Origin of the sequence: Methylocystis sp., from assembly GCF_051061285.1 — a bacterium.
Classification (GTDB): Bacteria; Pseudomonadota; Alphaproteobacteria; order Rhizobiales; family Beijerinckiaceae; genus Methylocystis.
Genome location: NZ_JBPFEA010000030.1, coordinates 54,609 through 81,397 on the forward strand (window position 1 = coordinate 54,609; position 26,789 = coordinate 81,397).

The 26,789-nt window shown below is 62.2% G+C and carries 28 protein-coding genes; 14 read left to right on the forward strand and 14 right to left on the reverse strand.

Annotated elements, in window-relative coordinates; genetic code table 11:
- Nucleotides 1-73 precede the first annotated feature (73 nt).
- The gene (ppk2, locus tag ACR65T_RS10510; RefSeq protein WP_434496431.1) at nt 74-1,081 is read left to right on the forward strand and encodes a polyphosphate kinase 2; all 1,008 of its coding nucleotides are present in this window, start codon (nt 74-76) and stop codon (nt 1,079-1,081) included.
- Here the strand turns inward: ppk2 and ACR65T_RS10515 are convergent.
- A complete protein-coding gene (locus tag ACR65T_RS10515) occupies nt 1,078-1,638 on the reverse strand; it encodes a hypothetical protein (RefSeq protein ID WP_434496432.1) in 561 nt (186 codons plus the stop codon). The genes ppk2 and ACR65T_RS10515 overlap by 4 nt on opposite strands.
- A 254-nt stretch (nt 1,639-1,892) precedes the next feature.
- Between ACR65T_RS10515 and ACR65T_RS10520 the strand changes: the two genes are divergently transcribed.
- Nucleotides 1,893-2,306: a ferritin-like domain-containing protein gene (locus tag ACR65T_RS10520; protein WP_434496433.1), complete on the forward strand. Its 414-nt coding sequence runs from the start codon at nt 1,893-1,895 to the stop codon at nt 2,304-2,306.
- Nucleotides 2,307-2,423: 117 nt separating this feature from the next.
- Here the strand turns inward: ACR65T_RS10520 and ACR65T_RS10525 are convergent, their stop codons facing one another.
- Nucleotides 2,424-2,615 (reverse strand): hypothetical protein, encoded by a 192-nt coding sequence (locus ACR65T_RS10525; RefSeq protein ID WP_434496434.1) that lies wholly within the window; start codon nt 2,613-2,615, stop codon nt 2,424-2,426.
- Complete coding sequence (locus tag ACR65T_RS10530) at nt 2,599-2,970, reverse strand: hypothetical protein (protein ID WP_434496435.1); 372 nt, start codon at nt 2,968-2,970, stop codon at nt 2,599-2,601. The genes ACR65T_RS10525 and ACR65T_RS10530 overlap by 17 nt, the downstream gene beginning before the upstream one ends.
- 126 nt (nt 2,971-3,096) lie before the next feature.
- On the opposite strand from ACR65T_RS10530, the gene ACR65T_RS10535 reads away from it, so the two are divergent.
- Nucleotides 3,097-3,255 carry a hypothetical protein gene (locus ACR65T_RS10535; protein WP_434496436.1) on the forward strand — a complete coding sequence of 53 codons (159 nt, stop codon included), beginning with the start codon at nt 3,097-3,099 and terminating at the stop codon, nt 3,253-3,255.
- A 404-nt stretch (nt 3,256-3,659) separates the two neighbouring features.
- Complete coding sequence (locus tag ACR65T_RS10540; protein WP_434496437.1) at nt 3,660-4,022, forward strand: hypothetical protein; 363 nt, start codon at nt 3,660-3,662, stop codon at nt 4,020-4,022.
- Between the two features lie 3 nt (nt 4,023-4,025).
- On the opposite strand, the gene arsB is transcribed toward ACR65T_RS10540, so the two are convergent.
- The 3 genes from arsB to ACR65T_RS10555 are packed head-to-tail and all read right to left on the reverse strand — an operon-like array spanning nt 4,026 to nt 5,959.
- Nucleotides 4,026-5,093 (reverse strand): ACR3 family arsenite efflux transporter, encoded by a 1,068-nt coding sequence (gene arsB / locus ACR65T_RS10545; RefSeq protein ID WP_434496438.1) that lies wholly within the window; start codon nt 5,091-5,093, stop codon nt 4,026-4,028.
- Between the two features lie 3 nt (nt 5,094-5,096).
- On the reverse strand, nt 5,097-5,624 hold the full coding sequence (locus tag ACR65T_RS10550) for an arsenate reductase ArsC (protein WP_434496439.1): 528 nt from the start codon (nt 5,622-5,624) through the stop codon (nt 5,097-5,099).
- On the reverse strand, nt 5,621-5,959 hold the full coding sequence (locus ACR65T_RS10555; protein WP_434496440.1) for an ArsR/SmtB family transcription factor: 339 nt from the start codon (nt 5,957-5,959) through the stop codon (nt 5,621-5,623). Before ACR65T_RS10555 ends, ACR65T_RS10550 begins: the two co-directional genes overlap by 4 nt.
- A 114-nt stretch (nt 5,960-6,073) precedes the next feature.
- Here ACR65T_RS10555 and tpiA point away from each other — a divergent pair, with 114 nt between their 5' ends.
- From tpiA to ndk, 3 genes are all read left to right on the forward strand, one after another.
- The gene (gene tpiA / locus ACR65T_RS10560) at nt 6,074-6,826 is read left to right on the forward strand and encodes a triose-phosphate isomerase (RefSeq protein WP_434496441.1); all 753 of its coding nucleotides are present in this window, start codon (nt 6,074-6,076) and stop codon (nt 6,824-6,826) included.
- A 91-nt stretch (nt 6,827-6,917) separates the two neighbouring features.
- Complete coding sequence (locus ACR65T_RS10565) at nt 6,918-8,003, forward strand: hypothetical protein (RefSeq protein ID WP_434496442.1); 1,086 nt, start codon at nt 6,918-6,920, stop codon at nt 8,001-8,003.
- Nucleotides 8,004-8,078: 75 nt separating this feature from the next.
- Nucleotides 8,079-8,501 (forward strand): nucleoside-diphosphate kinase, encoded by a 423-nt coding sequence (gene ndk / locus ACR65T_RS10570; RefSeq protein ID WP_175095090.1) that lies wholly within the window; start codon nt 8,079-8,081, stop codon nt 8,499-8,501.
- Nucleotides 8,502-8,586: 85 nt separating this feature from the next.
- Here the strand turns inward: ndk and ACR65T_RS10575 are convergent, their stop codons facing one another.
- Genes ACR65T_RS10575 through purM form a run of 3 tightly spaced genes read right to left on the reverse strand, consistent with a single transcriptional unit; the run spans nt 8,587 to nt 11,026 of the window.
- The gene (locus tag ACR65T_RS10575; protein WP_434496443.1) at nt 8,587-9,300 is read right to left on the reverse strand and encodes a glutathione S-transferase family protein; all 714 of its coding nucleotides are present in this window, start codon (nt 9,298-9,300) and stop codon (nt 8,587-8,589) included.
- On the reverse strand, nt 9,297-9,968 hold the full coding sequence (purN, locus tag ACR65T_RS10580) for a phosphoribosylglycinamide formyltransferase (protein WP_434496444.1): 672 nt from the start codon (nt 9,966-9,968) through the stop codon (nt 9,297-9,299). The genes ACR65T_RS10575 and purN overlap by 4 nt, the downstream gene beginning before the upstream one ends.
- Nucleotides 9,965-11,026: a phosphoribosylformylglycinamidine cyclo-ligase gene (gene purM, locus ACR65T_RS10585; RefSeq protein WP_434496445.1), complete on the reverse strand. Its 1,062-nt coding sequence runs from the start codon at nt 11,024-11,026 to the stop codon at nt 9,965-9,967. Before purM ends, purN begins: the two co-directional genes overlap by 4 nt.
- A gap of 148 nt (nt 11,027-11,174) precedes the next feature.
- Here purM and ACR65T_RS10590 point away from each other — a divergent pair, with 148 nt between their 5' ends.
- The 3 genes from ACR65T_RS10590 (at nt 11,175) to ACR65T_RS10600 (ending at nt 14,961) form a co-directional block, all read left to right on the forward strand.
- The gene (locus tag ACR65T_RS10590) at nt 11,175-12,260 is read left to right on the forward strand and encodes a hypothetical protein (protein WP_434496446.1); all 1,086 of its coding nucleotides are present in this window, start codon (nt 11,175-11,177) and stop codon (nt 12,258-12,260) included.
- 170 nt (nt 12,261-12,430) lie between these two features.
- On the forward strand, nt 12,431-13,147 hold the full coding sequence (locus tag ACR65T_RS10595) for a DUF1013 domain-containing protein (RefSeq protein ID WP_434496447.1): 717 nt from the start codon (nt 12,431-12,433) through the stop codon (nt 13,145-13,147).
- Between the two features lie 155 nt (nt 13,148-13,302).
- Nucleotides 13,303-14,961: an acyl-CoA synthetase gene (locus ACR65T_RS10600; protein WP_434496448.1), complete on the forward strand. Its 1,659-nt coding sequence runs from the start codon at nt 13,303-13,305 to the stop codon at nt 14,959-14,961.
- A gap of 111 nt (nt 14,962-15,072) precedes the next feature.
- Here the strand turns inward: ACR65T_RS10600 and ACR65T_RS10605 are convergent, their stop codons facing one another.
- Entirely contained in the window at nt 15,073-15,240 is a 168-nt protein-coding gene (locus ACR65T_RS10605) for a hypothetical protein (RefSeq protein WP_018408675.1), read from the reverse strand.
- 308 nt (nt 15,241-15,548) lie between these two features.
- On the opposite strand from ACR65T_RS10605, the gene ACR65T_RS10610 reads away from it, so the two are divergent.
- Nucleotides 15,549-17,375, forward strand: coding sequence for an ABC transporter transmembrane domain-containing protein (locus ACR65T_RS10610; protein WP_434496449.1), 1,827 nt, complete (start codon nt 15,549-15,551; stop codon nt 17,373-17,375).
- A gap of 182 nt (nt 17,376-17,557) precedes the next feature.
- Complete coding sequence (gene guaB / locus ACR65T_RS10615) at nt 17,558-19,045, forward strand: IMP dehydrogenase (RefSeq protein ID WP_434496450.1); 1,488 nt, start codon at nt 17,558-17,560, stop codon at nt 19,043-19,045.
- 520 nt (nt 19,046-19,565) lie between these two features.
- Here guaB and ACR65T_RS10620 read toward each other — a convergent pair.
- From ACR65T_RS10620 to ACR65T_RS10635, 4 genes are all read right to left on the reverse strand, one after another.
- Nucleotides 19,566-20,660: a helix-turn-helix transcriptional regulator gene (locus tag ACR65T_RS10620; protein ID WP_434496451.1), complete on the reverse strand. Its 1,095-nt coding sequence runs from the start codon at nt 20,658-20,660 to the stop codon at nt 19,566-19,568.
- Between the two features lie 107 nt (nt 20,661-20,767).
- The gene (locus ACR65T_RS10625; RefSeq protein WP_434496452.1) at nt 20,768-21,166 is read right to left on the reverse strand and encodes a c-type cytochrome; all 399 of its coding nucleotides are present in this window, start codon (nt 21,164-21,166) and stop codon (nt 20,768-20,770) included.
- Nucleotides 21,167-21,182: 16 nt separating this feature from the next.
- Nucleotides 21,183-22,256: a metallophosphoesterase family protein gene (locus ACR65T_RS10630; RefSeq protein ID WP_434496453.1), complete on the reverse strand. Its 1,074-nt coding sequence runs from the start codon at nt 22,254-22,256 to the stop codon at nt 21,183-21,185.
- 70 nt (nt 22,257-22,326) lie between these two features.
- Entirely contained in the window at nt 22,327-23,475 is a 1,149-nt protein-coding gene (locus ACR65T_RS10635; RefSeq protein ID WP_434496454.1) for a cytochrome-c peroxidase, read from the reverse strand.
- Between the two features lie 392 nt (nt 23,476-23,867).
- Here ACR65T_RS10635 and ACR65T_RS10640 point away from each other — a divergent pair, with 392 nt between their 5' ends.
- The gene (locus ACR65T_RS10640) at nt 23,868-24,905 is read left to right on the forward strand and encodes a cytochrome-c peroxidase (RefSeq protein WP_434496455.1); all 1,038 of its coding nucleotides are present in this window, start codon (nt 23,868-23,870) and stop codon (nt 24,903-24,905) included.
- A gap of 117 nt (nt 24,906-25,022) precedes the next feature.
- Nucleotides 25,023-26,462, forward strand: coding sequence for an acid phosphatase (acpA, locus tag ACR65T_RS10645; protein WP_434496456.1), 1,440 nt, complete (start codon nt 25,023-25,025; stop codon nt 26,460-26,462).
- Nucleotides 26,463-26,789 lie beyond the last annotated feature (327 nt).

The window sequence follows — 26,789 nt, forward strand, 5'->3', positions numbered from 1 at the left end:
GCAGTCTTCCCCGACCAGAATCCGCGCCTGAGCAGTTCCAATTCGGAGCGCGCGCCGAAAACCGGAGCCGATAATGGATGAAACCGTCAACGCCGCCGCTGAGACCGGCGTGGAGGCTCCAGCTCCCAAAGTCGAGGCTGAGCCCGGGGACGTTCAAGCGGCCGAGCGCGCGGCGCATCCCCACGCGCCACATCAGGACGTGCGTCGCCTACGGGCTGATGCCGAGGCGGTCCGCAAGGCGTTTGAGTCAGGAGAATTTCCTTACAAGACGCGCCTGAGCGAGAAGGTCTACCTGCGGCATATGGAGCTCCTGCAGGTGGAGCTCCTCAAAGCGCAAAATTGGGCGAAGGAAACCGGCCAACGCATCGTCTTGCTGTTCGAGGGGCGCGACGCCGCCGGCAAGGGCGGCACCATCAAGCGCTTTATGGAACATCTCAATCCGCGCGGCGCGCGAGTCGTCGCCCTGGAAAAGCCATCCGAGCGCGAGCGCAGCCAGTGGTATTTCCAGCGCTACATCCAGCACCTGCCGGCGGCCGGCGAGATCGTTTTCTTCGACCGCTCTTGGTACAATCGCGCCGGGGTCGAGCGCGTGATGAATTTCTGCACCCCGAACGAATATCTCGACTTCATGCGCCAATGCCCTGATCTTGAACGCATGTTCGTCAATTCCGGCGTTCGCCTCTACAAATACTGGTTCTCGGTGACGCGCGAGGAGCAGCAGCGTCGCTTCCGCTCGCGCATGAATGATCCTTTAAAGCAGTGGAAACTCTCGCCGATCGATCGCGCGTCGATGGACAAATGGGACGATTACACCGAGGCGAAGGAGGCGATGTTCTTCTTCTCCGACACGGCCGACGCGCCGTGGATCGTCATCAAATCGGACGATAAAAAGCGCGCGCGCCTTAATTGCATGCAACATTTTTTATCGAGCCTCGATTATCCGAATAGAGATCATAGCGTCGTACACGGGCCCGATCCGCTCATCGTCGGCGCCAGCGCACACGTCATCGGCCGCGACGAGCACATTCTGGGCAAGTCGCTTGCGATGGACGTCGAGAAGAAGCGCAAGCGTTCCCGCTAGGGCTTTACAGTATGGGCGTGGACATCGCGCCCGGAATGCCGCGCCAAAATCTCCTTCGCCTTACGTTCGCGCTCGGCGTCCCATGTCCGCACCCAGAGGAGCAAGCCGCCGTGGCGCAGCTGTTCTTCGAGGTGTTTCGCGTGACGTTCGCCGATCAGCCTAGCCAACGCCGCGCCGAGCACGCCGGCGCTTCCTCCCGCGAGCAGCGCGCCCGCGATCACGGTGGCCAGGGCGCCGCCCGACGCGAATATGGCGCTGATCGCCGCGCCTGCGCCGACATACGCCAGCCCGCCGATCACGCCGCCTTCCGCATCGCCGATCGATTCCATTGAGACGTAATGCGTCCGCGGCGCGGCCTCTTCGTCTTCAAGCTCGGTGACCTTCTTGTATTTATGACCGAGCTTTTCATCGACGGCCTCCTCGCTTGCGAGCAGACTGATCTCAGCGCGATCGAAGCCCGACGACATCAGATCGTCGATGGCCTCTTGGAGCGCGCCAGCGTCGTTGAACACGCCAACGACCTCGCGCGTCTGACTCTGTTCTTCTTCGATCGTCATTAACGCGTCTCCTTGAAAAATGGCTGTCCGGCGAGCGCAAACCGCGCCGTATCTGATGGATAAGGGCCCGGATCGCAAAACTTCAAGCGCGCGGCTGGCCGATTGCGGCGAACGCCGCCGTGGCGAATCGACGCCCCGCTGCTGGTGCGGTCGTCGCTACTTGTTGTCACGCCTTCTTGGTCTTGAACTCATGGCCACCATTTGAAACGCATGGCCGCCATTTGAATTGAAACCACTAAGTTGGAGAAGGCAGCATGTCAGTCGACGAAAAGACGATCGGAGCGCTGCGCGAGGCGCTCGACGATGAATACAAGGCTTGCGCGACCTATCAAAGCGTGATCGACAGATTCGGGCCAGTCAGACCCTTTGTGAATATCATTGAAGCCGAAGAGCGCCACGCGAACGCGCTTCTCGGTCTTTTTGAACGCTTCGGCATCGAGCCGCCAAAGGATAGATGGGCGGGTCAGGTCCCGGCGCCCTCGAGTCTTGCCGAAGCGTGCAAAGCGGGAGTCGAGGCGGAGATCGAGAACGCCGCGATGTATGCGCGTCTTTTGGCGCAAGTCAGCGACGCGAGAGTTCGCGACGTCTTAACGCGGCTTCAACAGGCTTCGCAACAGCGACACCTCCCGGCGTTCCGTCGCAGTGCGGAGCGTCGATCCGGTGTATGAGCGCCCTCATCCTTGTATTGCGGTTGCACGGGGTCTTTGCCGCTATCGCCACGGCCCCCGCCTCGAGTCATTTGCTCGTGTTGAACATGATCATTGAGAGAGACAGCGGCCCCTCGCTCAACGCGCCAGCATCCAACCGCCGAGGCCAATGAGAACGACTCCGCCGATCATGCGGCTGATGGCGGCGTAGCGAGTATTGACAATTTTCTGCACGGCGAAGGCGGCCAATCCAAAGATGATGAGATCGTCCAGCACAAATAAGCAATGAAAAGAAAAGTGTTGAGCCACGCGGTCATGAACAGGAAGCACAGGACTCCTGAAGCGAGTACGAACGTGCCCACCTGCCACCAGATTTTCGTCGATCCTGAATATTCACGATGAGAGATATCAGGTAGATCAGCACCCACATCGCGCACGGATTGAACCCGTCCGACATACCCATGAGCGCTGTCAGCGCGAGAAGGGAATGATGCGTCGGATCGATCTCGCCGATGAGAGGAATGATAATTTTCGATTCGGCGGCGCGTCGCGCGACAGTTTCCTGGCCGGAAAGCAGCGCGAGAATGTCGCGCCCGGTCGTTTGCGCTGAGTCAAAGCCCATGACATAGCGCGAGCCGCGCACGAAGAGGGGAACGGCTGGGTCTTCTATGCCGTAGTGCTTCACGACTCTACGAAAGAACGCCTCGCTCGACGGCTTTGAAATGTCGTGTAGCGCGTAAGCGATTTTGCGCCGCTGTTTGAGGAACTCGATGGCTTCATGGCAATGCGGACAGTCGGGCGAGAAAAATACATGCAGCTGGCCGTCCTGCCGCCAGTCGATCTGCGCGGGCGGCGGGCTGGCCGGCTCCGCAAACTGCAGCCACGCGAAAGTGAGTCCAAGAAGAACGACGAGCGCGACGCGAAATGGAGGAGTTTCAACCTTCGCTCCTTTGCAATTGCAGGAAAATAAATTTAGCAGCTCTGGAGATGGATCCGCTGTGTCTGTTAGGCGCCGAACCTCCCGCGCGCCGTGGATCTCGACGTATCGTTGGGCTGAAGGCGCTAGGGCGCATTGCCATCTTGCCAAGCGTCATCTACAAAAAAATTTAACCATAAAGTTAAGGCCCTGCTTGCACTGCAGATATCGCTTGTTTAGAAAAGGAACGCTGAAGCTGGAAGAGGCCCGAGTTGTTGCCCTTCCCCTTCCCGAGGGGCCCGAGACATGCGCTCGGTCGACTGAGCCCTAACAGCTGAGGGCGGCGCGGCCGCCCCCTTACGAGCGCCCCAAAAGGAAATCCTATGCTGCGATCACTTGGTCTTGCAGGAACGATGACGCTTGTACTTTTGACTGCGCCCGCGAATGCTTTCGATGTCATGTCCCCGGATTATGGCGGACGCGTGGAGCAATATGAAGCCAGGCTTGCGAGGGCGCGAGCTCGGGGCGAGCCAATCCGGATTGGCCCGACTGAATGCGATTCCTCATGCACGCTCTATCTGGCGCATCCCCAGTCCTGCGTTTCCGAGGGCGCGGTTTTCGGCTTCCATGCGCCCTGGTTTGGCGGGCCCGAGGGGGGCGTCGTCGATCCGCGCATGACCGCGGTCTTCGCCGCGCATTATAAGCCCCGGCTGCGCCAGGCCTTCATGGCTCACGTGCGACGCCACGGCAATCAAGCTCCGGCGCCCATGCTGCGTATTACCGGCCGCCAGCTCGCGGCGTATGGCTATCGCCTCTGCTGATCATTAGGGTAGATCGATGGGCGCGGAGATTCGATCAGCCGATCGAAGCGCTCCGCGCTCATACCAGCCCTTGCTCCGATTGACGATCCAGACGACGCTCAGCATCACTGGAACTTCGATCAGGACGCCAACGACGGTGGCGAGCGCAGCGCCAGAGTCAAAGCCGAACAGGCTGATGGCCGCCGCGACCGCCAGTTCGAAGAAATTGCTCGCCCCGATCAGCGCCGAAGGGCCGGCGACGCAATGCGCTTCTCCCGCCGCGCGATTGAGCAGATAGGCGAGCCCGGCGTTGAAATAGACCTGGATCAGTATCGGCGCCGCGAGCATGGCGATGATCGCTGGTTGCCGGATGATCTGTTCCCCCTGAAAACCAAAGAGCAGAACGAGCGTCGCGAGCAGCGCGATGAGCGATGCCGGGCCGATCTGCGCGAGCGTCCTGGCGAGACCCTTTTCGCCGCTTGCCGCGAGCAGCCGTTTGCGGGCGAGCTGGGCGATGATCACCGGAACGACGATGTAGAGGACCACCGAGAGAAACAGTGTGTCCCACGGCACGACGATCGAGGAAAGTCCGAGCAGCAAACCGACAATGGGCGCGAAGGCGACGATCATGATCGCATCGTTGAGCGCGACCTGGCTCAGCGTGAAATGCGGCTCGCCCTTGGTCAGAGTCGACCAGACGAACACCATGGCGGTGCAGGGCGCGGCCGCGAGCAGGATGAGGCCGGCGATATAGGAGTCGATCTGGTCCGCCGGCAGATAAGGCCGAAACAGATAGCCGATGAAAACCCAACCGAGCAGCGCCATTGAAAAGGGCTTCACAGCCCAATTGACGGCGAGCGTAACGCCGATCCCGCGCCAGTGACGTCTGACTTCGGCGAGCGCGGCGAAGTCGATCTTCATCAGCATCGGCGTGATCATCAGCCAGATGAGCGCCGCGACGGGCAAATTGACCTTTGCGACCTCCATCGCGCCGATCGCATGAAAGACGCCCGGCAGAAAATGCCCAAGCGCGACGCCGGCGACGATGCAGAGCGCCACCCAGAGCGAAAGATAACGTTCGAAAATGGTCATGGCTTACTCCGCGACCGCGTTTGGCGATGTTGCGCCTTCCATCTCGCCGATCTCGCGCAAGCGCTGGCTGACGGCGAGTTTATCGAGACGGCGCAGTGGAATGGCGCAGAACTGATCGACGCGGTTGCGCAGATAGCGGAACGCCGTGGCGAACGCCCGCTGCTTTTCTATGTCGCTTCCTTCGACCGCCGCAGGGTCTTCGATGCCCCAATGCGCGGTCATCGGCTGACCGGACCAGGCCGGACAGGCTTCGCCCGCTGCGCTGTCACAGACGGTGAAGACGAAATCCATGCGGGGCGCGTCAGGGCGGGCGAACTCGTCCCAGCTTTTGGAACGAAAGCCTTCGGAAGGAAGGCCCATCGTCTCCAGCGTTTTGAGTGCGTAAGGATTCACCTCGCCCTTGGGATGGCTGCCGGCGGAAAAAACGTTGAACCGGCCGGCGCCGCGCTCGCGCAGCAGCGCTTCGGCCATGATCGAACGCGCACTGTTGCCGGTGCAGAGGAACAGCACGTTGTAGATCCTGTCTGTCATTGGCGAGACTCACATTTGATGGGTACAAGAGCGTCGGCGGACGCGCATGGCGCGCCGCCGCAACAATCTTCGGCGAGGAAGCGCGCCAGCGCATTCAGCCGCGAAAGATCCGCCCGATAGACGATGCTGCGGCCAGTGCGGGCGCTGATGACGAGCTTCGCCTGCGAAAGGACGTTGAGATGGGCGGAAAGCGTGTTTTGCGGAACGCTGAGCGCCCGCGCGACGTCGCCGGCCGGCAGACCCTCGGGCTCGTGCCGGACGAGCAAACGGAAGGTCTCGAGCCGCGTCGGCTGCGAAAGCGCGGAAAGACAGGCGAGAGCCGCTTCTATTTCCATAAATCCAGATATATCGAAATAAATGACGGCGCAATGACATTCCTATGGGCGCGCGCCCGCATTGTTGCGCGCCCTTAGCTCTGTTACCGAAGCGTATTGTCAGGAGCATTTCGCATGATCCGTCGTCCGCTCGTCGCCGGAAATTGGAAAATGAACGGGCTGCGCGCCTCGCTGGCCGAGATCGAGGCGATGGGCGCCGCCTATGACGCTGCGCTGCGCGCGCGCGCCGAACTGATCGTCTGCCCGCCGGCCACGCTGATCGCGCTCGCGCGCGAGATTGCGACGCGGGGCGGCTTGGGCCTTGGCGGGCAGGATTGCCATGCCGCGGCCAGCGGAGCTCACACGGGCGACATTTCCGCCGAGATGCTCAAGGACGCCGGCGCGTCCTACGTCATCGTCGGCCACAGTGAACGTCGTTCGGACCATGGCGAGACCGACGCCGACGTGCGGAAGAAGGCCGCCGCCGCCCTGCGCGCCGGACTCACACCGATCATTTGCGTCGGCGAAACGCGCGCCGAGCGAGAGGCAGGCGATGCGCTGAGCGTCGTCGGCGCGCAGATCGAGGGCTCGCTTCCCGTCGATGCGCCTGCGCATATCGTCGTCGCCTATGAGCCGGTCTGGGCGATCGGCACAGGCTTGACGCCGACCGTCGATGACGTCGCCGAAATGCACGCCTTCGCGCGCGAGCGGATCGAAGTCAGGCTCGGCGGCGGCAAGAGCGGCGATGTGCGCATTCTCTACGGCGGCTCGGTCAAGCCGTCGAACGCCCGCGAATTGATGCATGTCGCCAATGTCGACGGCGCGCTGGTTGGCGGCGCAAGTTTGACGGCCAAGGATTTTATCGGCGTCGCGAGCGCCTATCGCTGATCAGGCGAAGCTGGACAATCGGATGGGCTCGAATAAAGTCATCCGTTCAGAAGGGTTTGTTTTCATCTATTGATTGAAAGAGGGGCGCGTCATGAGCCAGAATGATTTCGGCGCCATCGAATTGGTCGATGAAGACCGCGTCTATCCCGGCTCGCGATTCAGCGAAGTGCGCGACGCGGTGTTCGCCAATCCCTATCAAAAGGTCTGGGGCGCGCCCGGCGAGCCGCCGCTTCCCTTCGTGATGCCGACCTTTTTCGACATGTTGCGCGCGCTCTGGAGGGGCAGGCACTTTTTGACTGAGGCCGCCCAGCGATCGGTCGACGCGCGCAGCGACCTCAGATGGGGACCTGACAAGAAAGGCTTCAGGCGCATCGTGCATCCGTGGGGCGTCGTTCTGACGGGGTTCTGGGAAATCACCGAGGACAGCGGCTACACCGGCTATTTCCAAAAGGGCAGCAAGGCGCTTGTCGTCGCCCGCTATTCCAACGGCGGGGCGGTGAAGCGCGGCAAACCGCGCGGGCAGGGCATCGCCGGCAAGCTTTTTCCGACGACTGACCCAGACCATAAAGAGCCTTTGCAGACGGCGAACTTCTTCACGATCGACGATATCGTCGGCGCGTCGACGCGCTACATCAACGATGTCGATTTCGTCAATGCGCCGAACGTCACGCTCTCAAACGATTGGGCGACGTCGCCCATTGTCATGACGGCGGGAATCGTGTTCGCGATCACCGATAAGGATCCGACCGAGCGGCAGCTCCACGAAGTCGCCGAGCTCGGCAAGCCGCGCGACATTCCTACCCGAGCGCCGCGCTTCATGCGCTTAAAGCTTGCGCCGGGTTATCCGCGAATTGAAGGAGATGATCTCGATTCACGCGACGAATTGCTGGCGATGATGTTCGACAAGGGCGATCCAACGCCGAGGCGCGAGATCGTTTTCACCATCGAGGTCACCGAGGATGGCGAAGTGACCGGCCGCACCGGATTCAAGAAAGGAACGTTTCGCAATTGGCGGCGGATCGGCGCGCTGACGTTCGACAACGCCGTCGTTTCCTACAACGGCGATCACGTCCTGCATTTCCACCATCCCAATTGGCGCATCGATCGCAACGATCCGGCGACCAGGTTCCGGCCCTCGCCAACGAGCAGCGAAGCGGAAAAGGCCGAGGCGATGTAGGCTTGCCGCCTCGCCAAGCGACCGATATAAGCGCGACGCCTACACCATGCTCCAACGACGAGGCGACGCGCTCCTATGGCGATCGAACGCACTTTTTCCATTCTCAAGCCCGACGCGACGAAGCGCAATCTCACAGGCAAGATCAACGCGCTGATCGAAGATGCGGGCCTGCGCATCGTCGCTCAGAAGCGCATCCGCATGTCGCGTGAACAGGCGGAAGCTTTTTACGCCGTGCATAAGGAACGGCCTTTTTTCGGCGAGCTTGTCGACTTCATGATTTCCGAGCCCGTCGTCGTGCAGGTGCTCGAAGGCGAGAACGCCATTGCGCGCTACCGCGAAGTCATGGGCGCAACCAATCCCGCGAACGCCGCGCCGGGCACAATTCGCAAGGAACATGCGCTGAGCGTCGGCGAGAATTCGGTGCACGGCTCAGACGCGCCAGAAACCGCGGCGGTGGAAATCGCGCAGTTCTTTTCCGGCAACGAGATCGTCGGCTAATCAAGGCGTCATGCCCGCGCTTGTCGCGAGCATGAGATGTGACGGCGTGATGGCCGGGCCAAGCCCGGCGCCTGCGGCGCCGAAATTAGGCCGCTGCAGTCTCAGGGAAATACGCCTGCATCATCCTGTCACGATAGGCGACAAGGTTGGCGTTCGAGAGCGCCGCGTCTCGAACGGCGCTCTCCGACATCGGCGATAGGACCGACGCGACGAAAGCGAAGACCGTAGCGTCGGCGCCGCAAGGCGCATCGCCGAAGAGATAGGGCTTGTCGCCGATCAGCGTCGCGAGCGCCTCGATATCGCGCACGCCGAGCGCGTCGACTTCCACTGGGCCGTGACGGCCCATTCCCTGCGCCCAAAGCGATTTGGCGATTCTGCGTCGAATGAACCATTTCGCCAGCGGGCGCGCCACGGCGGGCACGCTCGCGAAAAAGCGCGCCGGACCGCGTTCGAAATTGGCCTCGTCCATCCAACGGGTATGGACGATGATCCAATAGAGATGTTCTTCGCACATCTTCTCGACGCACCAGCCGACGGCCTTTTGCTCGGCGCTCAAATGCGCGTCGAAGTCCGCGCCGTATTTCTTCTCGACATGGAAACGGATGAAGGTTGAATCGGCGACGATTTCGCCGTCGTCGTTGATGTAGGGCTGCTTGCCTTTCGGCGCTTTCGAAAAGCCGCTGCGGTCTTCGACATAGTCGAGGCCCGCCATCTTCAAAAGCACCATCGCTTTCGTCACGAAAGGCGATGCGTCCGGCAGTCCGGCGACGGGGCGGAAGCAATAAAGCGTGATCGTCATGAAAATCCCTTGGTCGGCGCGATGGCGTCGGGAACGATAAGGGCTGCCTCGCGGGGCGCCGGCGCTGCGAGCACGCGATTGCCTTCGATCCGCACGGCGCCCGACGCGACCAGCCGCAGCGCCATCGGATAGATGACATGCTCCTGGGCGAGGACGCGCGCGGCGAGCGTCTGCGGCGTGTCGTCGTCAAGCACGGGCACGGCGGCCTGAGCGACGATCGGACCTTCGTCCATTTCCGGCACGACGAAATGCACGGTGGCGCCGTGAATCTTTACGCCGTCGGCCAGTGCACGCGCGTGCGTGTCGAGCCCGCGATAGGAGGGCAGCAGGGCAGGGTGAATGTTGAGCATGCGCCCGCGCCAGAGGCCGACGAACCAGGGCGTGAACATGCGGAGAAAGCCTGCGAGGCAAATAAATTCGATGCGATAGGTTTCCAGCACCAATTGCAGCGAACGCTCGAATTCCTCGCGTCCCGCATAAATCTTGTGGTCGACCGCGGCCGTCGCGACGCCGGCGGCCTTCGCCTTGGCGAGGCCCGGCGCATCGGGGCGATTGGAAAGCACAAGGGCGATTTCAGCCGGAAAGCTGGGGTCCGTGGCCGCAGCGATCAGCGCGTCCATGTTTGAGCCGCGACCCGAGATGAGAATCGCGGTGCGCAGCCGTGTCACAACGTCAGAGTCCCGTGCGTAACGACCCGCTCGCCGTCGGTCTCGATGACTTCGCCGATGCGCACGGGCTTCTCGCCGACGGCGCGCAAGGCCGACTCCACCTCGCCGGCGGCGGGCTCGGAGGCCACCACCACCATGCCGATGCCGCAATTGAAGGTGCGCAGCATCTCGCTTGCCGCGATCCCTCCTGTCTCGGCGAGCCAACGGAAAACTGGCGGCGGCGCGAACGTCGATAGATCGAGCGCGACGCCTAGGCCGCTTGGCAGCACGCGCGGGAGATTGTCGGGAAAGCCGCCGCCAGTGATATGGGCGAGGGCGACGATATGCGGCGTCGCCTTCAAGGCGGCGAGCAGGGGCTTCACGTAGATGCGGGTTGGCGTCAACAGCGCCTTGGCCAGATTGAGGTCTCGCGCGAAAGGCGCGGTGGCGCTCCAGGCAAGGCCGGCGCGCTTCACAACGCTGCGTACGAGCGAATAGCCATTGGAATGGACGCCGGAGGAGGGGAGTCCGAAAAGCACGTCGCCGACATGGACGTCGCGGGGTAGAAGGCGATCGCGCTCCCCGGCGCCGACCGCGAATCCGGCGAGGTCATAGTCGCCGCGCGCATAGAGGCCGGGCATTTCGGCGGTCTCGCCGCCAAGCAGGGCGCACCCCGCCTCGACGCAACCGGCGGCGATGCCCTTCACCACCGACGTCGCGACGTTCGGGTCGAGTTTGGCCGCCGCGTAATAATCCAGGAAGAAAAGCGGTTCGGCGCCCTGAACGATCAGGTCGTTGACGCACATGGCGACGAGATCGATTCCGATCGTGTCATGCAGACCGGATTCGATCGCGATCTTCACCTTGGTGCCGACGCCGTCGTTTGCCGCGACGAGGACGGGATCGGAAAATCCGGCCGCCTTGAGATCGAACACGCCGCCGAAGCCGCCGATCTCGCCGTCGGCGCCGGAGCGCCGCGTCGAACGCACGGCGGGACGGATCATGTCGACGAAGCGATTGCCTGCGTCGATGTCGACGCCGGCGCCAGCGTAGGTAAGGCCCGAATTTCTCTGTTGCATTTCATCCTTCGCGTCGTGGGCGCCGGCGTTAGATGGGCGCAAGCGGCGGCGGCTGTCAAATTCGCTCGGAACGGCTACGCTCTTGTGCGTTTGCACAAAGTTTTTTCCGTAGCGCGGCATATGACTGTCGCCGCAAAGGAGCAGCGCCATGAAGATTCGGTTCACCATTGACGATATCGCGGCCGCCCGCGACGCCGGCGCGATTGACGCCGCGTCCTTCGAGCGGCTGTCACAGTTTCTTGCGTCGCGGCGCGCGGCCGCCGCGGAGGCGACATCCCAAGCGCCGCGCTATGACGTCGTCAACCTGCTTTGGTACGCCGGCGCGCTGATCGTGCTCGGCGCCATGGGCATGTTTTCGACGACGGCCTTTGGCCTTTGGGGCGATAAGGCGCTGCTGGTCACCGCGATCGTCTACGCCGCCATGTTCGCCTTCGCCGGCGCCTATCTGTGGCGCAAGCGCGACCTGCATACGCCGGGCGGGCTGCTCATCGCTTGCGCGGTCGGCATGGCGCCGCTCGCGATCTTCGCGCTGCAGTCGATGTTCGACGTCAGTCCGGCGGGGGAGGCGCGCCCCTACCGGGACTTCTATGTTTGGATCCAATCCAGCTGGCTGCCCATGGAGCTTGGAACGATCGGCGCGGCGTCTGTCGCACTGCTCGCCTTTCCCTTTCCGTTCCTCGTCATGATCGTCGCCTTCGCGCTCTGGTTCATGTCGATGGATCTGACGCCCTGGCTGATGGGCGTCGCTGAATTTTCATGGGATCAGCGGGCGACGGTGAGCATGTATTTTGGACTCGCCGTTCTCGCCGTCGCCTGGCTCGTCGATCTCAAGCGGTGGCGGAACGGCGATTTCGCCTTCTGGCTGCATCTCTTCGGGCTGTTGGCCTTTTGGGGTGGGCTGACGGCCCAGCACAGCGGCGACGAATTGGGCAAGGCGGTCTACTGCGCCGTCAACGTTGGACTGATCTTTCTGTCGCTGTTCCTGATGCGCCGCGTCTATGCGGTATTCGGCGCCGTCGGCGTCACGACCTATCTGAGCTATCTCGCCAGCAGCGTTTTCAAGGATTCGATCCTTTTCCCCTTTGCGCTGTCGGGCATCGGCGTTCTGCTCATCGTCTTCGGCCTCTTGTTTCACCGTTACGGCGCCGCCATCGGCGAAACGATCGGCGAATTGTTGCCGGCGCATTTGCGCGGATTGCGTCCGGCGCATGCCCGCGAGCAGGACTCCGCATGAGCGCTTGCCGAGTTGGCGGCGCTTTAGCGGGAGTTTCCGGATTGATTGCGCTTTAGGCGGCGGCGGATTATATAGGCAAAATCCCAACATGGACGGTCGTTCTGTGGGTCGCTGGCGCCGGGCGGCGCGGCGCCAGACGTCGCCCCCATGCCTGATCAAGGAGTTTGCAGATGGGCAACGCCCCGCTGATGCCGAAGGCCACGGCCGTTTGGCTCGTCGAAAATACATCACTGACGTTCGATCAGATCGCCGATTTCTGCAAACTGCATCCGCTCGAGGTGAAGGGCATCGCCGACGGCGAGGTCGCGGCTGGCATTCGTGGCCATGATCCGATCACCTCCGGGCAGCTCACGCGCGAGGAGATCGAAAAGGCCGAGAAAAATTCGGCCTATCGCCTCCATCTCTCCGTCTCAAAGGTCGTCGTGCCGGAGGTCAAGAAGGCGCGCGGTCCGCGCTATACGCCCCTCTCGCGCCGTCAGGACCGTCCGAATGCGATTCTGTGGCTCGTGCGCAATCATCCGGAGCTGAAGGACGCCCAGGTCATGCGTCTCGTCGGCACCACAAAGACGACGCTGAAGGCGATCCGCGAGCGCACCCACTGGAATTCCGCGGCGCTGACGCCGATGGACCCGGTGACGCTCGGGCTTTGCTCGCAGATTGACCTCGACTTTGAGGTCAATCGCGCGGCGAAGGACAAGCCGGCGACCGTGGAGGATCATGGCCAGACGCTGGTTCCTGCAAGCGTCACCACCAGTCCGCGGCCCGAGCCGTCCACGACCGAGGATGTCTTCGGCAAGGCCAAGCCGGCGGCGCCGCCGGACGATGAAGATAATTTCGACGCCGATCGCGTGTTCGGACGGCTCAAGGATGTCGATTTCGGCGAGTAACGACGCTGGTCTTCGCGCGAGCGCCGATTGATCAACCGGTAGCTCGCGCGTATCTTTCACACAGAGCTTAGCCGCGCGGACGTTACGCATATCGCGCTGGCGAGGTCGCTTTCGCCGTGATCCCATTCTCGCTGGCGAACCTTTGGACTCTCCGGATGACCAACTCGCCTTATGATCGCGACCTCGAACGAAATCCCGCCAATTTCCAGCCGCTGACTCCGATCACCTTTCTGGAACGCGCCGCAGCCGTTTTTCCCGAACGCATCGCGATCGCGCACGGCCAGCTGCGGCGCAATTATCGCGACTTTTACGCCCGCAGCCTGCGGCTCGCGAGCGCGCTGGAGAAGGCGGGGCTTGGTCGCGGCGACACAATCTCCGTCATGCTCGCGAACACGCCGGCGATGCTTGAATGCCACTACGCCGTTCCGATGATGGGCGCGGTGCTCAACACGCTGAATACGCGGCTTGACGCTTCGATCCTCGCCTTCACGCTCGACCATGCCGAGACGAAGGCGCTGATCGTCGATCGGGAGTTCTCAGACGTCATTCGCGAAGCGCTCTCGCTCGCGAAGGCGAAGCCCGTGATCATCGACTACAGCGATCCGGAATATGACGGGCCCGGGGAGCGGTTGGGCTCCGTCGAATATGAGGAGTTCCTGAACTCGGGCGACGCCGATTATCAATGGTCGCCGCCGGAGGACGAATGGGACGCGATCTCGCTCAATTACACGTCCGGAACGACGGGCGATCCGAAAGGCGTCGTTTATCATCATCGCGGCGCCTATCTGACCGCGCTTGGCAATGTCCTCACCGGCGACATGGGCCGCCACCCGGTCTATCTGTGGACGCTGCCGATGTTCCATTGCAACGGCTGGTGCTTCCCCTGGTCGATTTCAGTCAACGCCGGCGTCCATGTCTGTCTAAGGCAAGTGCGCGCCGGCCATATCTATGAGCTGATGGCGGAGCACGGCGTCACCCATCTGTGCGGCGCGCCCATCGTCATGTCGACGCTTCTCAACGCGAGCGAATCGGAAAAGAAGCCGCTGACGCGGGCCGCGCGATTCTTTACCGCCGCCGCGCCGCCGCCGCAGGCGGTGCTCGCCGGAATGAAAGCCGCCGGATTCGAAGTCACGCATCTTTATGGACTGACTGAAACCTACGGCCCTGCCGCCGTCAATGAATGGCACGACGACTGGGATTTGCTGGACAGCGGCGCACAGGCGCAGATGAAGGCGCGTCAAGGCGTGCGCTATCTGGTTCTTGAAAATCTCGACGTGATCGACCCGGACACCATGCAGCCAGTGCCGCGCGACGGCGCGACGATGGGCGAGGTCATGTTCCGCGGCAACGTCGTGATGAAGGGCTACCTGAAGAACAAGAGCGCCTCGGAGAAAGCCTTCCACGGCGGCTGGTTTCATTCAGGCGATCTGGGCGTGCGCCATTCCGACGGATACATCCAGCTGAAAGACCGTTCGAAGGACATCATCATTTCGGGCGGCGAAAATATTTCCTCGATCGAGGTCGAAGACGCGCTGTTTCGCCATCCCAAGGTGCGCGCCGCCGCAGTGGTCGCCGCCCCTGACGACAAATGGGGCGAAACGCCTTGCGCCTTTGTCGAGTTGAAGGATGGCGAACAGGCGAGCGCGGAGGAGCTGATCGATTGGACGCGCCAGCATCTGGCCCATTTCAAATGCCCGCGCCACGTCGTCTTTTGCGAGTTGCCGAAGACCTCGACAGGGAAGATTCGCAAATATGTTCTGCGCGAACGCGCTCGAGAAATCTGGCCGGCGAGCGCGACGACGGCGTCCCTTTAAAAGATGCCGAAGGAACGGCCCAAAAAGAGAAGCCAGCAGTCTTTACGACTGCCGGCTTCGCGTCGGGGGCGGAAGGCCGAAACTTTCCGCGCCCCGCTATGTCGCTTGAATCTAGAAGAAGAGTCCGAGGCAGCCGCCAGCCAGAGCGCCGACGACAGCCGCCGCGATCGTGTTCGGAATGCCGCCAAGCGCGACAGAGGCGAGACCGCCGAGGATCACGGCGCCGATGCCAGCGAAGATGTAGGTGTTCGTGGTGATTTCGAGTTCTTTCTGAGCCATCGTTCTTCACTCCTCTTATTTTCGTTCCCTGAGTCGCGCCTTGTCCGCCGGCGCATTCTCATCCCATGGGCGCGTCATTTCGACGCAGGCGGGAGGTTAGCACAAGTTGGCGCTGAGTCAATTGCGCGTGCGACAGGATGTCGCGCATGTAACCAAATGATAGATATAATGCTTCGCTATTTATACGATTATAGCCGCTCAAGAGGGAAAAAGAAATTTCGATTTCGACGCGCTTCTGCGTCGGTTTCGGTCGCGAAGCGCCCGCTTCAATTCGTTTTCGTCGAACACGGACGCTATACCCCCAGCCGATGACAAAAAAGAACGCTGACGTCGATTCCGTCGATCCCGTGGCGCGCAAACCGGATCGCGGTTTGAAAGCCACTCTCTCTCCGCTTCGGCCCTTGCTGCCCTATGCGCTGCGCTACAAGCGAACGATCGCGTTCGCCTTTGTCGCGCTCCTCATGGCGGCGGGCGCGACTCTCACCTTGCCGCTCGCCGTGCGCGGCATGATCGACCACGGCTTTTCGGCCGACAGCGCCGGCGCGGTGAACGCCTATTTCGGCGCGATGATCGCGGTCGCCGCGACGCTCGCGATCGCGTCCGGCACCCGCTACTATTTCGTCATGACGCTCGGCGAGCATGTGGTCGCCGACCTGCGCGCCGATCTCTTCAAACATCTCACAGCTCTCGACGCCGCCTTCTACGACACCGCGAAAACGGGCGAGCTTCTCTCCCGGCTGACCGCCGACACGACGCAACTGAAATCCGCCTTTGGCTCGTCGGCGTCCGTCGCGCTGCGCAATCTCTTCATGTTCTTCGGCGCAATCATCATGATGGTGGCGACGAGCCCCAAGCTTGCCGGTATGACGCTCGCGGCCATCCCGATCATCGTTCTGCCGCTCATCGCCTCAGGCCGGGCGGTGCGCCGGCGCTCCCGCTCCGCTCAGGACACGCTGGCGCAGGCTTCCGCCTATGCCGGGGAAAATCTCTCGGCCGTGCGCGCCATGCAGGCGAATGGCGCGCAGGCGTCGACGACGGCGCGATTCACGCGCGCGGTGGTGGCCGCCTATGACGCGGCGCAGGCGGCGACGCTGCTTCGCGCCTTCGTGACCGCCGGAGCCATTCTCGTCGTCTTCACGAGCGTGGTCGGCGTGCTCTGGTTGGGAGCCCAGGACGTGCTCGCCGGACACATGACGTCGGGCGTTCTGTCCCAGTTCGTCCTCTATGCGGTGCTTGGCGCAAGCTCGCTCGGCGAGCTCACGCAGACCTGGAGCGAGCTCTCCGCCGCCGCCGGCGCGGCGGGCCGCATTGCCGAAATTCTTGCCATTCAACCGCGCATCGTGGCCCCGGCGCGGCCGACGCCGCCGCCCGCGCGCTGGCGGGGACGCATCGCCTTCGATCATGTGCGCTTCGCCTATGCGACGGCGCCGGAGAAGCCGGCGCTGCAGGATTTCTCGCTCGTCGTCGCGCCCGGCGAGCGCGTCGCGCTGGTCGGGCCGTCCGGCGCGGGCAAATCGACAACCTTTGCGTTGCTCCTTCGCTTCTACGACGTCGACTCCGGCTCCATTACTCTGGACGGGGTCGACCTGCGCGATCTTGATCCTGTGGCGCTGCGCAGGGCGATCGCGCTCGCTCCGCAGGATCCGGTGATCTTCGGACTCTCCGTCGCCGAAAATATCGCCTACGGCCGTGACGACGCGTCGAGCGGGAAGATCGTCGCCGCGGCGAAGCGCGCCCAGGCGCACGACTTCATCATGGCGCTGCCGATGGGCTATGACACGCTGCTCGGCGAGCGCGGCATCACGCTTTCTGGCGGGCAGCGCCAGCGCCTCGCCATCGCGCGCGCAATCCTCGCCGACGCGCCGGTGCTGCTCCTGGACGAAGCCACCTCGGCGCTCGACGCCGAGAATGAGGCTTTGGTGCAGGCGGCGCTGCATGACGTGATGCAGGGGCGCACGAGCCTAGTTATCGCCCATCGCCTGGCGACGGTGTTGGAAGCAGACCGAATCATCGTGATCGATGAAGGCCGCATCGTCGAGCAGGGCACGCACTCGAGCCTGACCGCCGCCGGCGGCCTTTATGCGCGGCTGGCGAAACTGCAGTTCGACACGGACCGCGCCGGCGCCGCCGCCTGAGCGCGGATGGGGCTTATTCGCTTGAATGGATGCGCTCGATCGCGCCCAACGCGAGATGCCGCGTCATTTGCCTTCGTCCTGAATAATGCTATGAGCACGCGCCAACCCCAGACGGCGCAGGCCGTCAAATTTCCATCCTGCGGCTGACGCGTTTGCATCGCCGCTCAGAGGAGTTGGCGCCAATGGCCATATCGCCCGTCACGTTGACCGAAGCATTGACCTTCGACGACGTGTTGCTGCGGCCCGGCCATTCGCGGGTAATGCCATCCGCCGTCGACGTCACGACCCGGCTGACGCGCGAGATCACCCTCAATCTGCCGATCGTATCGGCGGCGATGGATACCGTCACCGAGGCGCGTCTCGCGATCGCCATGGCGCAGGCGGGCGGCATCGGCGTCATCCACCAGAACCTGTCGCCCGCCGCGCAGGCCGCCGAAGTGCGCAAGGTCAAGCGCTACGAAAGCGGCATGGTGATCGATCCGATCACCATTTTCCCCGACGAAACCCTCGCCGACGCGCTCGCTCTGATGGCGGGCCACGGCATTTCGGGAATTCCGGTCGTCGAGCGCGCCAGCGACGGCGGCAGGGGCAAGCTCGTGGGCATTCTCACCAATCGCGACGTGCGCTTCGCCCAGGACCGCAGCCAGTCCGTGGCCGAGCTGATGACGAAAAAGCTCATCACGGTTCAAGAAGGCGTGGGGCAGGAGGAGGCGCAGCGGCTGCTTCACGAACATCGCATCGAGAAACTGCTCGTCGTCGACGAGGATTACCGCTGCGTCGGCCTCGTCACCGTCAAGGACATCGAGAAGGCGACGCTGCATCCCTACGCCTGCAAGGATCACGAGGGTCGGCTGCGCGTCGCCGCCGCCTCGACCGTCGGTGACCACGGCTTCGAGCGCGCGCTTCAGCTCATCGACGCCGGCGTCGACTGCGTGGTGATCGACACCGCGCATGGTCATTCGCAGTCGGTGATCGACCAAGTGATGCGGGTCAAGAAGGCGTCGAACAAGGTCTCGATCATCGCCGGCAACATCGCCACCGCCGAAGCGGCCAAGGCGCTGATCGGCGCCGGCGCCGACGCGATCAAAGTCGGCATCGGCCCCGGCTCGATCTGCACGACGCGCATTGTTGCGGGCGTCGGCGTGCCGCAGCTCACCGCGATCATGGAGGCTGCGGACGAAGCGCGCAAAGCCGACGTGCCGGTGATCGGCGACGGCGGCGTCAAATATTCCGGCGACCTCGCCAAGGCGATCGCGGCGGGCGCCGACGTCGTCATGATCGGCTCGCTGTTCGCGGGAACCGAGGAGTCGCCCGGCGAGGTGTTTTTGTATCAGGGCCGCTCGTTCAAGGCCTATCGCGGCATGGGTTCAGTGGGCGCGATGACCGCAGGCTCGGCGACGCGCTATTTCCAGGGCGACGTGAAGGAACAGCTCAAACTTGTTCCAGAGGGCATCGAAGGACAGGTGCCCTATCGTGGCCCGATCGCGCCGATCCTCTATCAGCTCGCGGGCGGCCTACGCGCGGCGATGGGCTATGTGGGCGCGCCGACGATCAAGGAATTCCAGGAGCGCGCGCAGTTCGTGCGCATCACCAACGCCGGATTGCGCGAGAGCCATGTGCATGACGTCGCGATCACCCGTGAGAGCCCGAACTATCCGACCGGCGTCTGAGAGGCTGGGCAAAAAAATGGGGCCGCGCAACGGCCCCTAAGAGATGGGAGAAAAGTCGAGGAGGAAACATCCAGGTAAAAGTATCACTGAGAAGTAAGCGTTAGATAAGCGAACATTGAGAGCATTTGCGCTCGTCTAACTCCTTGCGCCTCTCACTGTTCATAAAAAAACTACGACCAAAGTCGCTTTTCCGCGTCATGCGAATTGATGATGACGGCGTTTTTTTTGAAGCGTGGGTCAAGTATTCGCCGAACCTGCGCCCTTAAGCTGACGTGGGTGAACAGAGGGCCTCGCGAAGACCCTCCAAATTTAAGCTCAAAAGGGCCGCTGAAAGAGTCGGGCTCAAAAGGCAGGCTGAAAATTGAGCGCATAGTATCGAACCCCGAGTTACTGAAGCGTCCGCGGCAATTTCGTCCGCCCCCCCCGACGTTCGAGAAAACGTTAAGACGAAAGAAAGGGGCCGGCATCATCCAAACGGATGAGGCCGGCCCCTCAATTGCTTGAAATTAAATGTATACGTTTATTCGCCCCTTGGCGGGTTGAGGGGGGCGAGTCCACCCAGAAGCGCGACCACTTCCGCCTGGCGGTTGCATCCGGTTTTCTCCATCACGCCGCGCAGATGCGTGCGCACGGTGTTTCGCGACACGGTCTGCTCGGTGGCGATTTCCTCGAGCGTTTTGCCCGCCACGAGGCCGCGCGCGACGCGCGCCTCGGCCGGCGTGAGATCATAGAGCGACTGAACCAATTCGATCGCCGGCGCCTGCGGCGAGCCGACCGGAGTCATCACCAGAACCGCGGCGCAACGCACGAAGATGTCGCGCGCCGCGCCGCGGATGGGCACCAGATTGGCGATCATTGGGCTTTCGTCTTCGCCAGCCCTGGCGGCGAAGGATTTCGGCGCGCCGACGAGATCGTCGTCGAGCGTGTCCATCGCCTGACGCAGCAGCCCGTCGGCGGAGGCGTCAACGAGCGACACGCGGTCATTGGCGCGCCAGCGGACGTATTTGTTCAGCGCATTGCTCGGATCATTGGCGGAGATGACGCGTCCGTCCTCGTCAAGCACGAGCGCCGGAAGGCCGATGAGCGCGAAGGTTTCGCCGGCGACGCGGGCGCGCTCGAGTTGCAGACGGGTGGCGAGGAAGGCGGCGCGCGCAAGGTGCGGCCGCAATTCATCGAGCTTGCGGATGACCGACGGCTCGACCGGTCCGCGGTTATGCGAGCGTTCGAGGCAGATGATGCCGGTGTCGCCGGTGGGCAGCGATATCGCTGTCGCGGCGCTGAACCCCAGCCCGCGTGGCCGCAGGAAGTCGCTATAGTTGGTGTCGCGCTCAAGCTCCTCCGCCGTATAGACGTCGTCGTCGGTGAGGAATCCCGGATGGCGGCGACTGAACAGCCTGCCGCCGCGCGTGCAGTTGCTCAGCCAGTCGCCGCGCATAAAGTTCTCGACATGTTCGCAGATCGCCGGAGACGCCGTCCAGCGGGAGACTTTTTCGCGCGCCGCGAAGAGCACGCCGCCCTGCGCCTCGGCAAGATGTGAAAGTTCGTCGAGCACGTCGGGCCACATGTCCGGCGCGAAGGAGCATTCGTAAATACGATCGATGAGTTCCTGAACCATCTTCAAAATCTCTTGTTGGCGGTCGCGCTAAAGGCGCGTGCGCTTTGAAATAAACCGTATGCAAACGTGCGGCCGGCCGGATGGTTCCAGCCGGCCGCGAATTTGGGTCAGTGCTTGCCGGCGTCGATCGCGACTCCCTTGCGCTCCTTATGAATATAGGCGACGAGGGCCGTCATCTTCGGATCGTCGGCCGGAAGCGCGGCCCCCTGCAGCGGATTTTTGATGCACCAGTTCACCATTTCAAAAAGTTGCGCGACCTTGCCGAGCTGCTTTTGGAATTTCGGGTAAGTCTCCGGATGGGTGTTGGCGGCGTTGGGATGGCACTGCGCGCAGGCGACGCCGTTTGTGCCGACGGCTCCGCTGGTCCAAAGCTCGCGGCCTTTCTTCGCGACGGAATCAAATTCGCCCTGCCAGCGGTCGACGTCCGTCGTCGTAAATTCGTCGGCGAGCGTTGCCGGCGAAAGCAGCACAGCGCTTAAAACAAGCGCAATCGTGTAGCGGCGCATCGTCATTCTCCTTGACCTAGTAATGCAGCTGCGGCGCCTTGCGGACGATCGCCTCTTGATATCTCTTGTCGACGGGCTTCCCGAGCCTCGGATCGTAGCCCACGACGCGCTCCTGATTGTCCCACAGCTGATAGCGCGCGGTGACGCGGCCGGAGTTGACGTCGATCATCTGCCAACCTGTGGCGTCGCGTTCGAAGAAGGGGTCAGCGCGGTTCATCGGAACCGTCAGCACAGGAACATGCGCGCCGGCTTGCGCATAGGTGTCCGGATATGGCCAGGGCCAGGCCGTCGCCATCACCGCATTGAAGGCGATGTTGCCGATCTGATTGTACTGGATCTGGTGCACATGGCCGTAGATCACATTGACGGTCTTGAACGGCTGCAACAGCTCCTGCACCTGCTCGGCGTCGTCGGTCCAGAAATTCCAGCCCTTGTAGATCTTCTGAAGCGGCGAATGCGAGAAGACAATGAGCGGCGTGTCCTTGGACACTTTGCTGAGATCATCCTTGAGCCAGGCGCGCTGCTTTTCGCCGACCATGAACGGCGAACCGTTGGGATTGTCGAGGCCGGCCATCTCGAGCATGCGCTGCTCGGCCGTCGGCCATCGATGAAACGTCCATTCATCCGTCGTGAGAATCGAATTCAACACGACGAAATGGACGCCCTTGTGATCGAAGCTGTACCACTGCGGACCATAGAGCTTTGACCAATACTCGCCGAGGTCGAGATAATAGTCATGCTCGCCCATGACGCAGTGGAGCTTGCCCTTCACATGCGAAAGCATCTCGCCGCCGTGATCGAGCTCCTCCTTCTTGCCGAGCTGCGCGAGATCGCCGCCGAACATGACGAAATCTGCTTCAGGGAGGATGAGATTGGCTTCGGCGACGGCGCGCTTCAGGCCCATGTCCCAGTTGCGCACGAAGCTCGCGCCCTTGATCTGCTGAATGTGCGAATCGGAAATATAAGTGAAGCTGAAATCCTCGCGCGTTCCGCCGAAGGCGAGGCGCACCATGGAGATCGGCAGGGTCGTAAGCGTTCCGGTGGCGGCGCCGGCGGCGATCACGCTGCGTCGGGTGATGAGTCTGGTCATTTCTATCCTCCCTGGCGGCTTCGCGCTTTCGTGGCGACGCCGCTTGTTTTCTCCTGCGCTTTTCTCGCTGTTATTTTGTCTGCGCCGTCACATAGGCAGGACTCGTCAGCGTCTCCAGGAAGGCGACGAGGTCGTCGATCTGCTGATCCTTCAAATCCAACGGCCGAATGCCGCCGGAGAGATAAGGGTTGACCGGCACCGGATCGCCGGGGCTCTTCCCGCCCTCGTTGTAATGCTTGACGACGTCTTTGAGCGTCTTGAGCGAGCCGTCATGCATATAAGGCGCGGTCATTGCGATATTGCGCAGGGTCGTGGTCTTGAAGGCCCCGATTTCATCGAAGGAGTTCGTCACCGCAAATCGACCGAGATCGGAGACCTTCGGATCGGCGAGCACCGTCTTGTCGACGGACGCGCCCGCGGCTTTCGCCTTGAGGAATTCGGCGGCGAGGCGCGGCACGTCGTTTTGGATACGGTTGATGCCGACGCCGATATTGTGGAACCGATTGTCGGTGAAGAGCGCCTGCGTCTGTTCGATGACATGGCAGGAGACGCAGCGTCCCTGGCCGATATAAAGGTCGAAGCCACGCTTGGCCTGATCGCTGATGGCGTTGCGGTCGCCGCCGAAATACCATTTGTCGAAGGGCGAATCGCCCGAGATGACCGTGCGCTCGAAGCTCGCGATCGCCTTTTTGACGTCATCCATCGTCACATCGCGACCGCTCTTGCCGAACGCCTTCTTGAAGCCCTCGACATAGGAGGGATCTTCGCGAACGATCTTGAGCACCGGCTCGTGATCGGGCAGCCCCATTTCCACGGGGTTGACCATCGGGTGCTGCGACTGATCCTCCAGCGAGATCGAGCGCCCGTCCCAGAACTGCGAGGTGTAATAGGCCGCGTTGATGACTGACGGGGCGTTGCGCGTGCCGGTCAGCTTGTTGTGACCCTCGGAAACCCGCAACGGACTGTCGGTGAAAGCTTTTTTGTCATTGTGACAGGTCGAGCAGCTCACCGTGCCGTCGATCGAGAAGCGCGCGTCATGGAACAGCTTGTCGCCCAGCGCGACCTTTTCCGGCGACTGCGGATTGTCCGCCGGAACCGGAACTTTTGGCAGGCCGAGCGGCTCGGCCATCGCCCAGCCGCCGGCGGCGAGCAGCGCCGCAAGCGGAAGCGCAATAAGCGCCGTCTCAACGGATTTCCAAACACTAGGAACGCGCGCCATGAGCCCCTCCGCGACCGCTCGGCTTCTCGCCGGCTTTTGTTTTCACGTTAAGTTTGCTCTGCTTTTAGCGGCAGGGCAAGTCATGCCTGTGACGCTCGGCGCAGCCGTCAAAGAACTCGCCGGGCGAATATTCCGTCATGGCGAGTAATGATTGTGCATTGCACTAGAGTGACGCAATAAACCGCACGATCTCCTGCTTGGCCTGTGCTTGGCGTTCCGCTCTGAGGCTACGGTCTTCAGGTCGTGTTCATGCTACACTGGACTGTTTTTAAAGAGGTCACTCCCCAGGCGCCCTTCCGCCGCCGGCGTGGCTGTGGTAGCTGACGTCCGCAGAGAGGCCTTCCTCGCGGCGCGAAACAGCGCCTCCGCAAAATCAACTGCAGGAGTAAGGGATGTATTTGACCAGGTTCGCCGCGCTCGCAGCGACTCTGCTGGCGCCGGCCATGGCCGTCGCGGGCGATTTGCGCGCCGACGCCAACGCGGTCTTCAAGCCGATCGACGCCGCGAGCGTCGCGAGCGTCGTCAAGAATAACGAGATCACGCCCGTCAAGATCGACCTCGGCAGCAAGCTTTTTTTCGATCCGCGACTTTCGAAGAGTCAGATCATCAGCTGCAACAGCTGTCACAATCTCGGAACCGGCGGCGTTGACGCCGGCCCGACGTCGATCGGCCACGGCTGGGCGAAAGGACCGCGCCGCGCGCCGACAGTGCTCAACGCCGTGTTCAACGTCGCGCAATTTTGGGACGGGCGCGCCGTCGACCTTAAGGCGCAAGCGAAAGGCCCGGTCCAGGCCGACGTCGAAATGAACAACACGCCGGCGCAGGTCGAAAAAATGCTGAATAGCATTCCGGCCTATGTCGCGGAGTTCAAGACCGCCTTTCCGGCCGACCCGAAACCGGTCAGCTTCGACAATATGGCGAAGGCCATCGAGGCTTTTGAGGCGACGCTGACGACGCCGAATGCGCCATTCGACAAGTTCCTGAAGGGCGACGTCAGCGCACTCAATGACGTTGAAAAAAAGGGCCTGCGTCTTTTCATCGACAAGGGCTGCGCCGCTTGTCACGGCGGCGTCAACATCGGCGGCAACGGCTATTTCCCCTTCGGCGTCGCTCAGAAGCCGAGCGTCGAGATCATGCCCGTCGCCGACAAGGGCCGCTCCAAGGTCACCAATGACGTAGCGGACGAGTTCGTCTTCCGCTCTGCGCCGCTGCGCAACGTGGCGTTGCGCGCGCCTTACTTCCACACCGGCACTGTCTGGACGCTGGAAGAGGCGGTCGACCTGATGGCCAAAGACCAGCTCGGCGAAAATCTCTCCGATCCGGACATCAAGGCGATCGTCGCATTCCTCGGGACTCTGAATGGCGACCAGCCTAAGGCGGTCTATCCGGTGCTGCCGCCACGCACCAAGGACACGCCGCTCCCACAGTAAGCGGGCTTGAGCGAAACGCCCGCTAAAATGATAAAGAAGACGGCGCCGTCACAAATCGTGCGGCGTCGCCAATTAAATTCTCCGCGCGGCTCAGCGCCGCGCGGAGAAAATCTGTCAATGAAAGCCGTCGGACGGTTCATAATCTCGCTGGCCTTTTGTGCGACCGCGACCTGCGCATGCGCCGCGGCGCAGGACCTAGAAAATCCTTTCGCGCGAATTGGCCACGTCGTTGTCATTTTCACTGAAAATCGCAGCTTCGACCATGTGTTCGGGCTGTTTCCGGGCGCCGAGGGCGTCAACTCGGCTCAGCACCCGCCACAAGTCGATTTTGACGGAAGCCCGCTGCCCGCGCTGCCGCGTCCCCGATGGGACGATCGCTTCCCGCGACGTTTGCCCAACGCGCCGTTTCGCCTCGAGCCTTATGTCGGCATCGACGGCCACACCATGGATCCGGTGCACGACTTCTATCTCGAGCAGGAGCAGATCGACGGCGGAAAAATGGACCGCTTCGTCGAGGCGTCAAACGCCGGCGCGCTGGTCATGGGCTATTACGACGGTTCAGAGCTCAAGCAATGGGCCCTGGCCAAGGAATTCACACTCGCCGACCATTTCTTCCATGCGGCCTTCGGCGGCTCGATGCTCAACCATTTCTTCCTGATCTGCGGTTGCGCGCCGGCCTTCGACAATCCGGTCGAATCAACGAAAAAGAAATTCGATCCGAAGCTCGACGCCATCAAGGACGCCAAGGGGGCGGCGCTCGTCATTCGCGCTCGACAGCCCGACTCGCCGCGAAGCGTGCTTGACGGCCCGCCGCGCCATATGAACCTCGCCCCGCTGACCAAGAAACTGGAGGCGATTGGAACGCTTCAGCCAGGAAATCCGGTGTCGAAGCATGACAGGACGGAAGCGCAGGAGCGGCTTCCGCCGTCGCATTTGCCGACGATCGGCGATCGCATGACCGAGAAAGGCGTCACTTGGGCCTGGTACGCGGGCGGCTGGCGCGACGTCGTCGAGGGGCGCCTCAAGCCTTATGGCGAAGGCAAGCCCGACTTTTTTCAGACTCACCATCAGCCGTTCGCCTATTTCGCCAATTACGCGCCGGGCCAGAACGGCCGCAACAACCTCAAGGACGCCGACGAATTCTACAAAGCGATTGACGAAGGCGATCTGCCGCAGGTGAGCTTTTACAAGCCTCTCGGCGTGTTCAACGGCCACCCCGACTATTCCGATCTCGCCGCCGGCGACGCCCATGTCGCGGACGTCGTCGCAAGGCTGCGCAAGAGCCCCAATTGGGCCGACATGCTGATCATCGTCACGGCGGATGAAAACGGCGGGTTTTGGGATCACGTCGCGCCGCCCAAAAGAGACGACTACGGTCCCGGCATCCGCGTGCCGACGCTCATCATCTCTCCCTTCGCCAAGAAGGGCTTCGTCGACAAGACTGTCTACGACACCCTCTCCGTGCTGCGCACGATCGAGCTCCGCTTCGGCGTTGCGCCGCTTTCCGAGCGCGATGCGAGGGCGACGGATCTGCGCAATGCCCTGGTCGCGCCATGAGTTCCGGTCGATTTCCGCAAGAGGGTCTGTCCAACTGGCGAGGAGACCGCCACAAACAGCCACGGTTATGCCAAAAAAATGCTGCTGATGGCGCCACGCTGCTTAAGCAGCTGATATAAATCGACATTACTCATTCGAACACAGGCGCATTCGTAGTCCTACCCAACCCGTAAGAGTGGTTATGACACCATCCACTAGGGTTGCATTAGCTATTCGATAGATTGTTTTCCTCTATACTAACGGGTATTGTGAATATTGGGGGTTATTGGAATGTTGCGGCACGCTGAGCTGGGTCTGCGGTCTGCCCTTTCAAGGGGGCGGATTTGG

What these genes read in the sequence shown, in the direction of transcription:
- ACR65T_RS10620 (WP_434496451.1), bottom strand. Translation starts at nt 20,660, where the DNA reads ATGGTTCAGGAACTCATCGATCGTATTTACGAATGCTCCTTCGCGCCG.
- acpA (WP_434496456.1), top strand. Translation starts at nt 25,023, where the DNA reads ATGAAAGCCGTCGGACGGTTCATAATCTCGCTGGCCTTTTGTGCGACC.
- ACR65T_RS10610 (WP_434496449.1), top strand. Translation starts at nt 15,549, where the DNA reads ATGACAAAAAAGAACGCTGACGTCGATTCCGTCGATCCCGTGGCGCGC.
- ACR65T_RS10555 (WP_434496440.1), bottom strand. Translation starts at nt 5,959, where the DNA reads ATGGAAATAGAAGCGGCTCTCGCCTGTCTTTCCGCGCTTTCGCAGCCG.
- ACR65T_RS10630 (WP_434496453.1), bottom strand. Translation starts at nt 22,256, where the DNA reads ATGACCAGACTCATCACCCGACGCAGCGTGATCGCCGCCGGCGCCGCC.
- purM (WP_434496445.1), bottom strand. Translation starts at nt 11,026, where the DNA reads ATGCAACAGAGAAATTCGGGCCTTACCTACGCTGGCGCCGGCGTCGAC.
- ACR65T_RS10595 (WP_434496447.1), top strand. Translation starts at nt 12,431, where the DNA reads ATGGGCAACGCCCCGCTGATGCCGAAGGCCACGGCCGTTTGGCTCGTC.
- ACR65T_RS10605 (WP_018408675.1), bottom strand. Translation starts at nt 15,240, where the DNA reads ATGGCTCAGAAAGAACTCGAAATCACCACGAACACCTACATCTTCGCT.
- ACR65T_RS10640 (WP_434496455.1), top strand. Translation starts at nt 23,868, where the DNA reads ATGTATTTGACCAGGTTCGCCGCGCTCGCAGCGACTCTGCTGGCGCCG.
- ACR65T_RS10515 (WP_434496432.1), bottom strand. Translation starts at nt 1,638, where the DNA reads ATGACGATCGAAGAAGAACAGAGTCAGACGCGCGAGGTCGTTGGCGTG.
- ACR65T_RS10520 (WP_434496433.1), top strand. Translation starts at nt 1,893, where the DNA reads ATGTCAGTCGACGAAAAGACGATCGGAGCGCTGCGCGAGGCGCTCGAC.
- ACR65T_RS10565 (WP_434496442.1), top strand. Translation starts at nt 6,918, where the DNA reads ATGAGCCAGAATGATTTCGGCGCCATCGAATTGGTCGATGAAGACCGC.
- ACR65T_RS10625 (WP_434496452.1), bottom strand. Translation starts at nt 21,166, where the DNA reads ATGCGCCGCTACACGATTGCGCTTGTTTTAAGCGCTGTGCTGCTTTCG.
- ACR65T_RS10550 (WP_434496439.1), bottom strand. Translation starts at nt 5,624, where the DNA reads ATGACAGACAGGATCTACAACGTGCTGTTCCTCTGCACCGGCAACAGT.
- ACR65T_RS10590 (WP_434496446.1), top strand. Translation starts at nt 11,175, where the DNA reads ATGAAGATTCGGTTCACCATTGACGATATCGCGGCCGCCCGCGACGCC.
- arsB (WP_434496438.1), bottom strand. Translation starts at nt 5,093, where the DNA reads ATGACCATTTTCGAACGTTATCTTTCGCTCTGGGTGGCGCTCTGCATC.
- ACR65T_RS10635 (WP_434496454.1), bottom strand. Translation starts at nt 23,475, where the DNA reads ATGGCGCGCGTTCCTAGTGTTTGGAAATCCGTTGAGACGGCGCTTATT.
- ACR65T_RS10535 (WP_434496436.1), top strand. Translation starts at nt 3,097, where the DNA reads ATGCAGCTGGCCGTCCTGCCGCCAGTCGATCTGCGCGGGCGGCGGGCT.
- ACR65T_RS10575 (WP_434496443.1), bottom strand. Translation starts at nt 9,300, where the DNA reads ATGACGATCACGCTTTATTGCTTCCGCCCCGTCGCCGGACTGCCGGAC.
- ACR65T_RS10540 (WP_434496437.1), top strand. Translation starts at nt 3,660, where the DNA reads ATGTCCCCGGATTATGGCGGACGCGTGGAGCAATATGAAGCCAGGCTT.
- ppk2 (WP_434496431.1), top strand. Translation starts at nt 74, where the DNA reads ATGGATGAAACCGTCAACGCCGCCGCTGAGACCGGCGTGGAGGCTCCA.
- tpiA (WP_434496441.1), top strand. Translation starts at nt 6,074, where the DNA reads ATGATCCGTCGTCCGCTCGTCGCCGGAAATTGGAAAATGAACGGGCTG.
- guaB (WP_434496450.1), top strand. Translation starts at nt 17,558, where the DNA reads ATGGCCATATCGCCCGTCACGTTGACCGAAGCATTGACCTTCGACGAC.
- ACR65T_RS10600 (WP_434496448.1), top strand. Translation starts at nt 13,303, where the DNA reads ATGACCAACTCGCCTTATGATCGCGACCTCGAACGAAATCCCGCCAAT.
- ndk (WP_175095090.1), top strand. Translation starts at nt 8,079, where the DNA reads ATGGCGATCGAACGCACTTTTTCCATTCTCAAGCCCGACGCGACGAAG.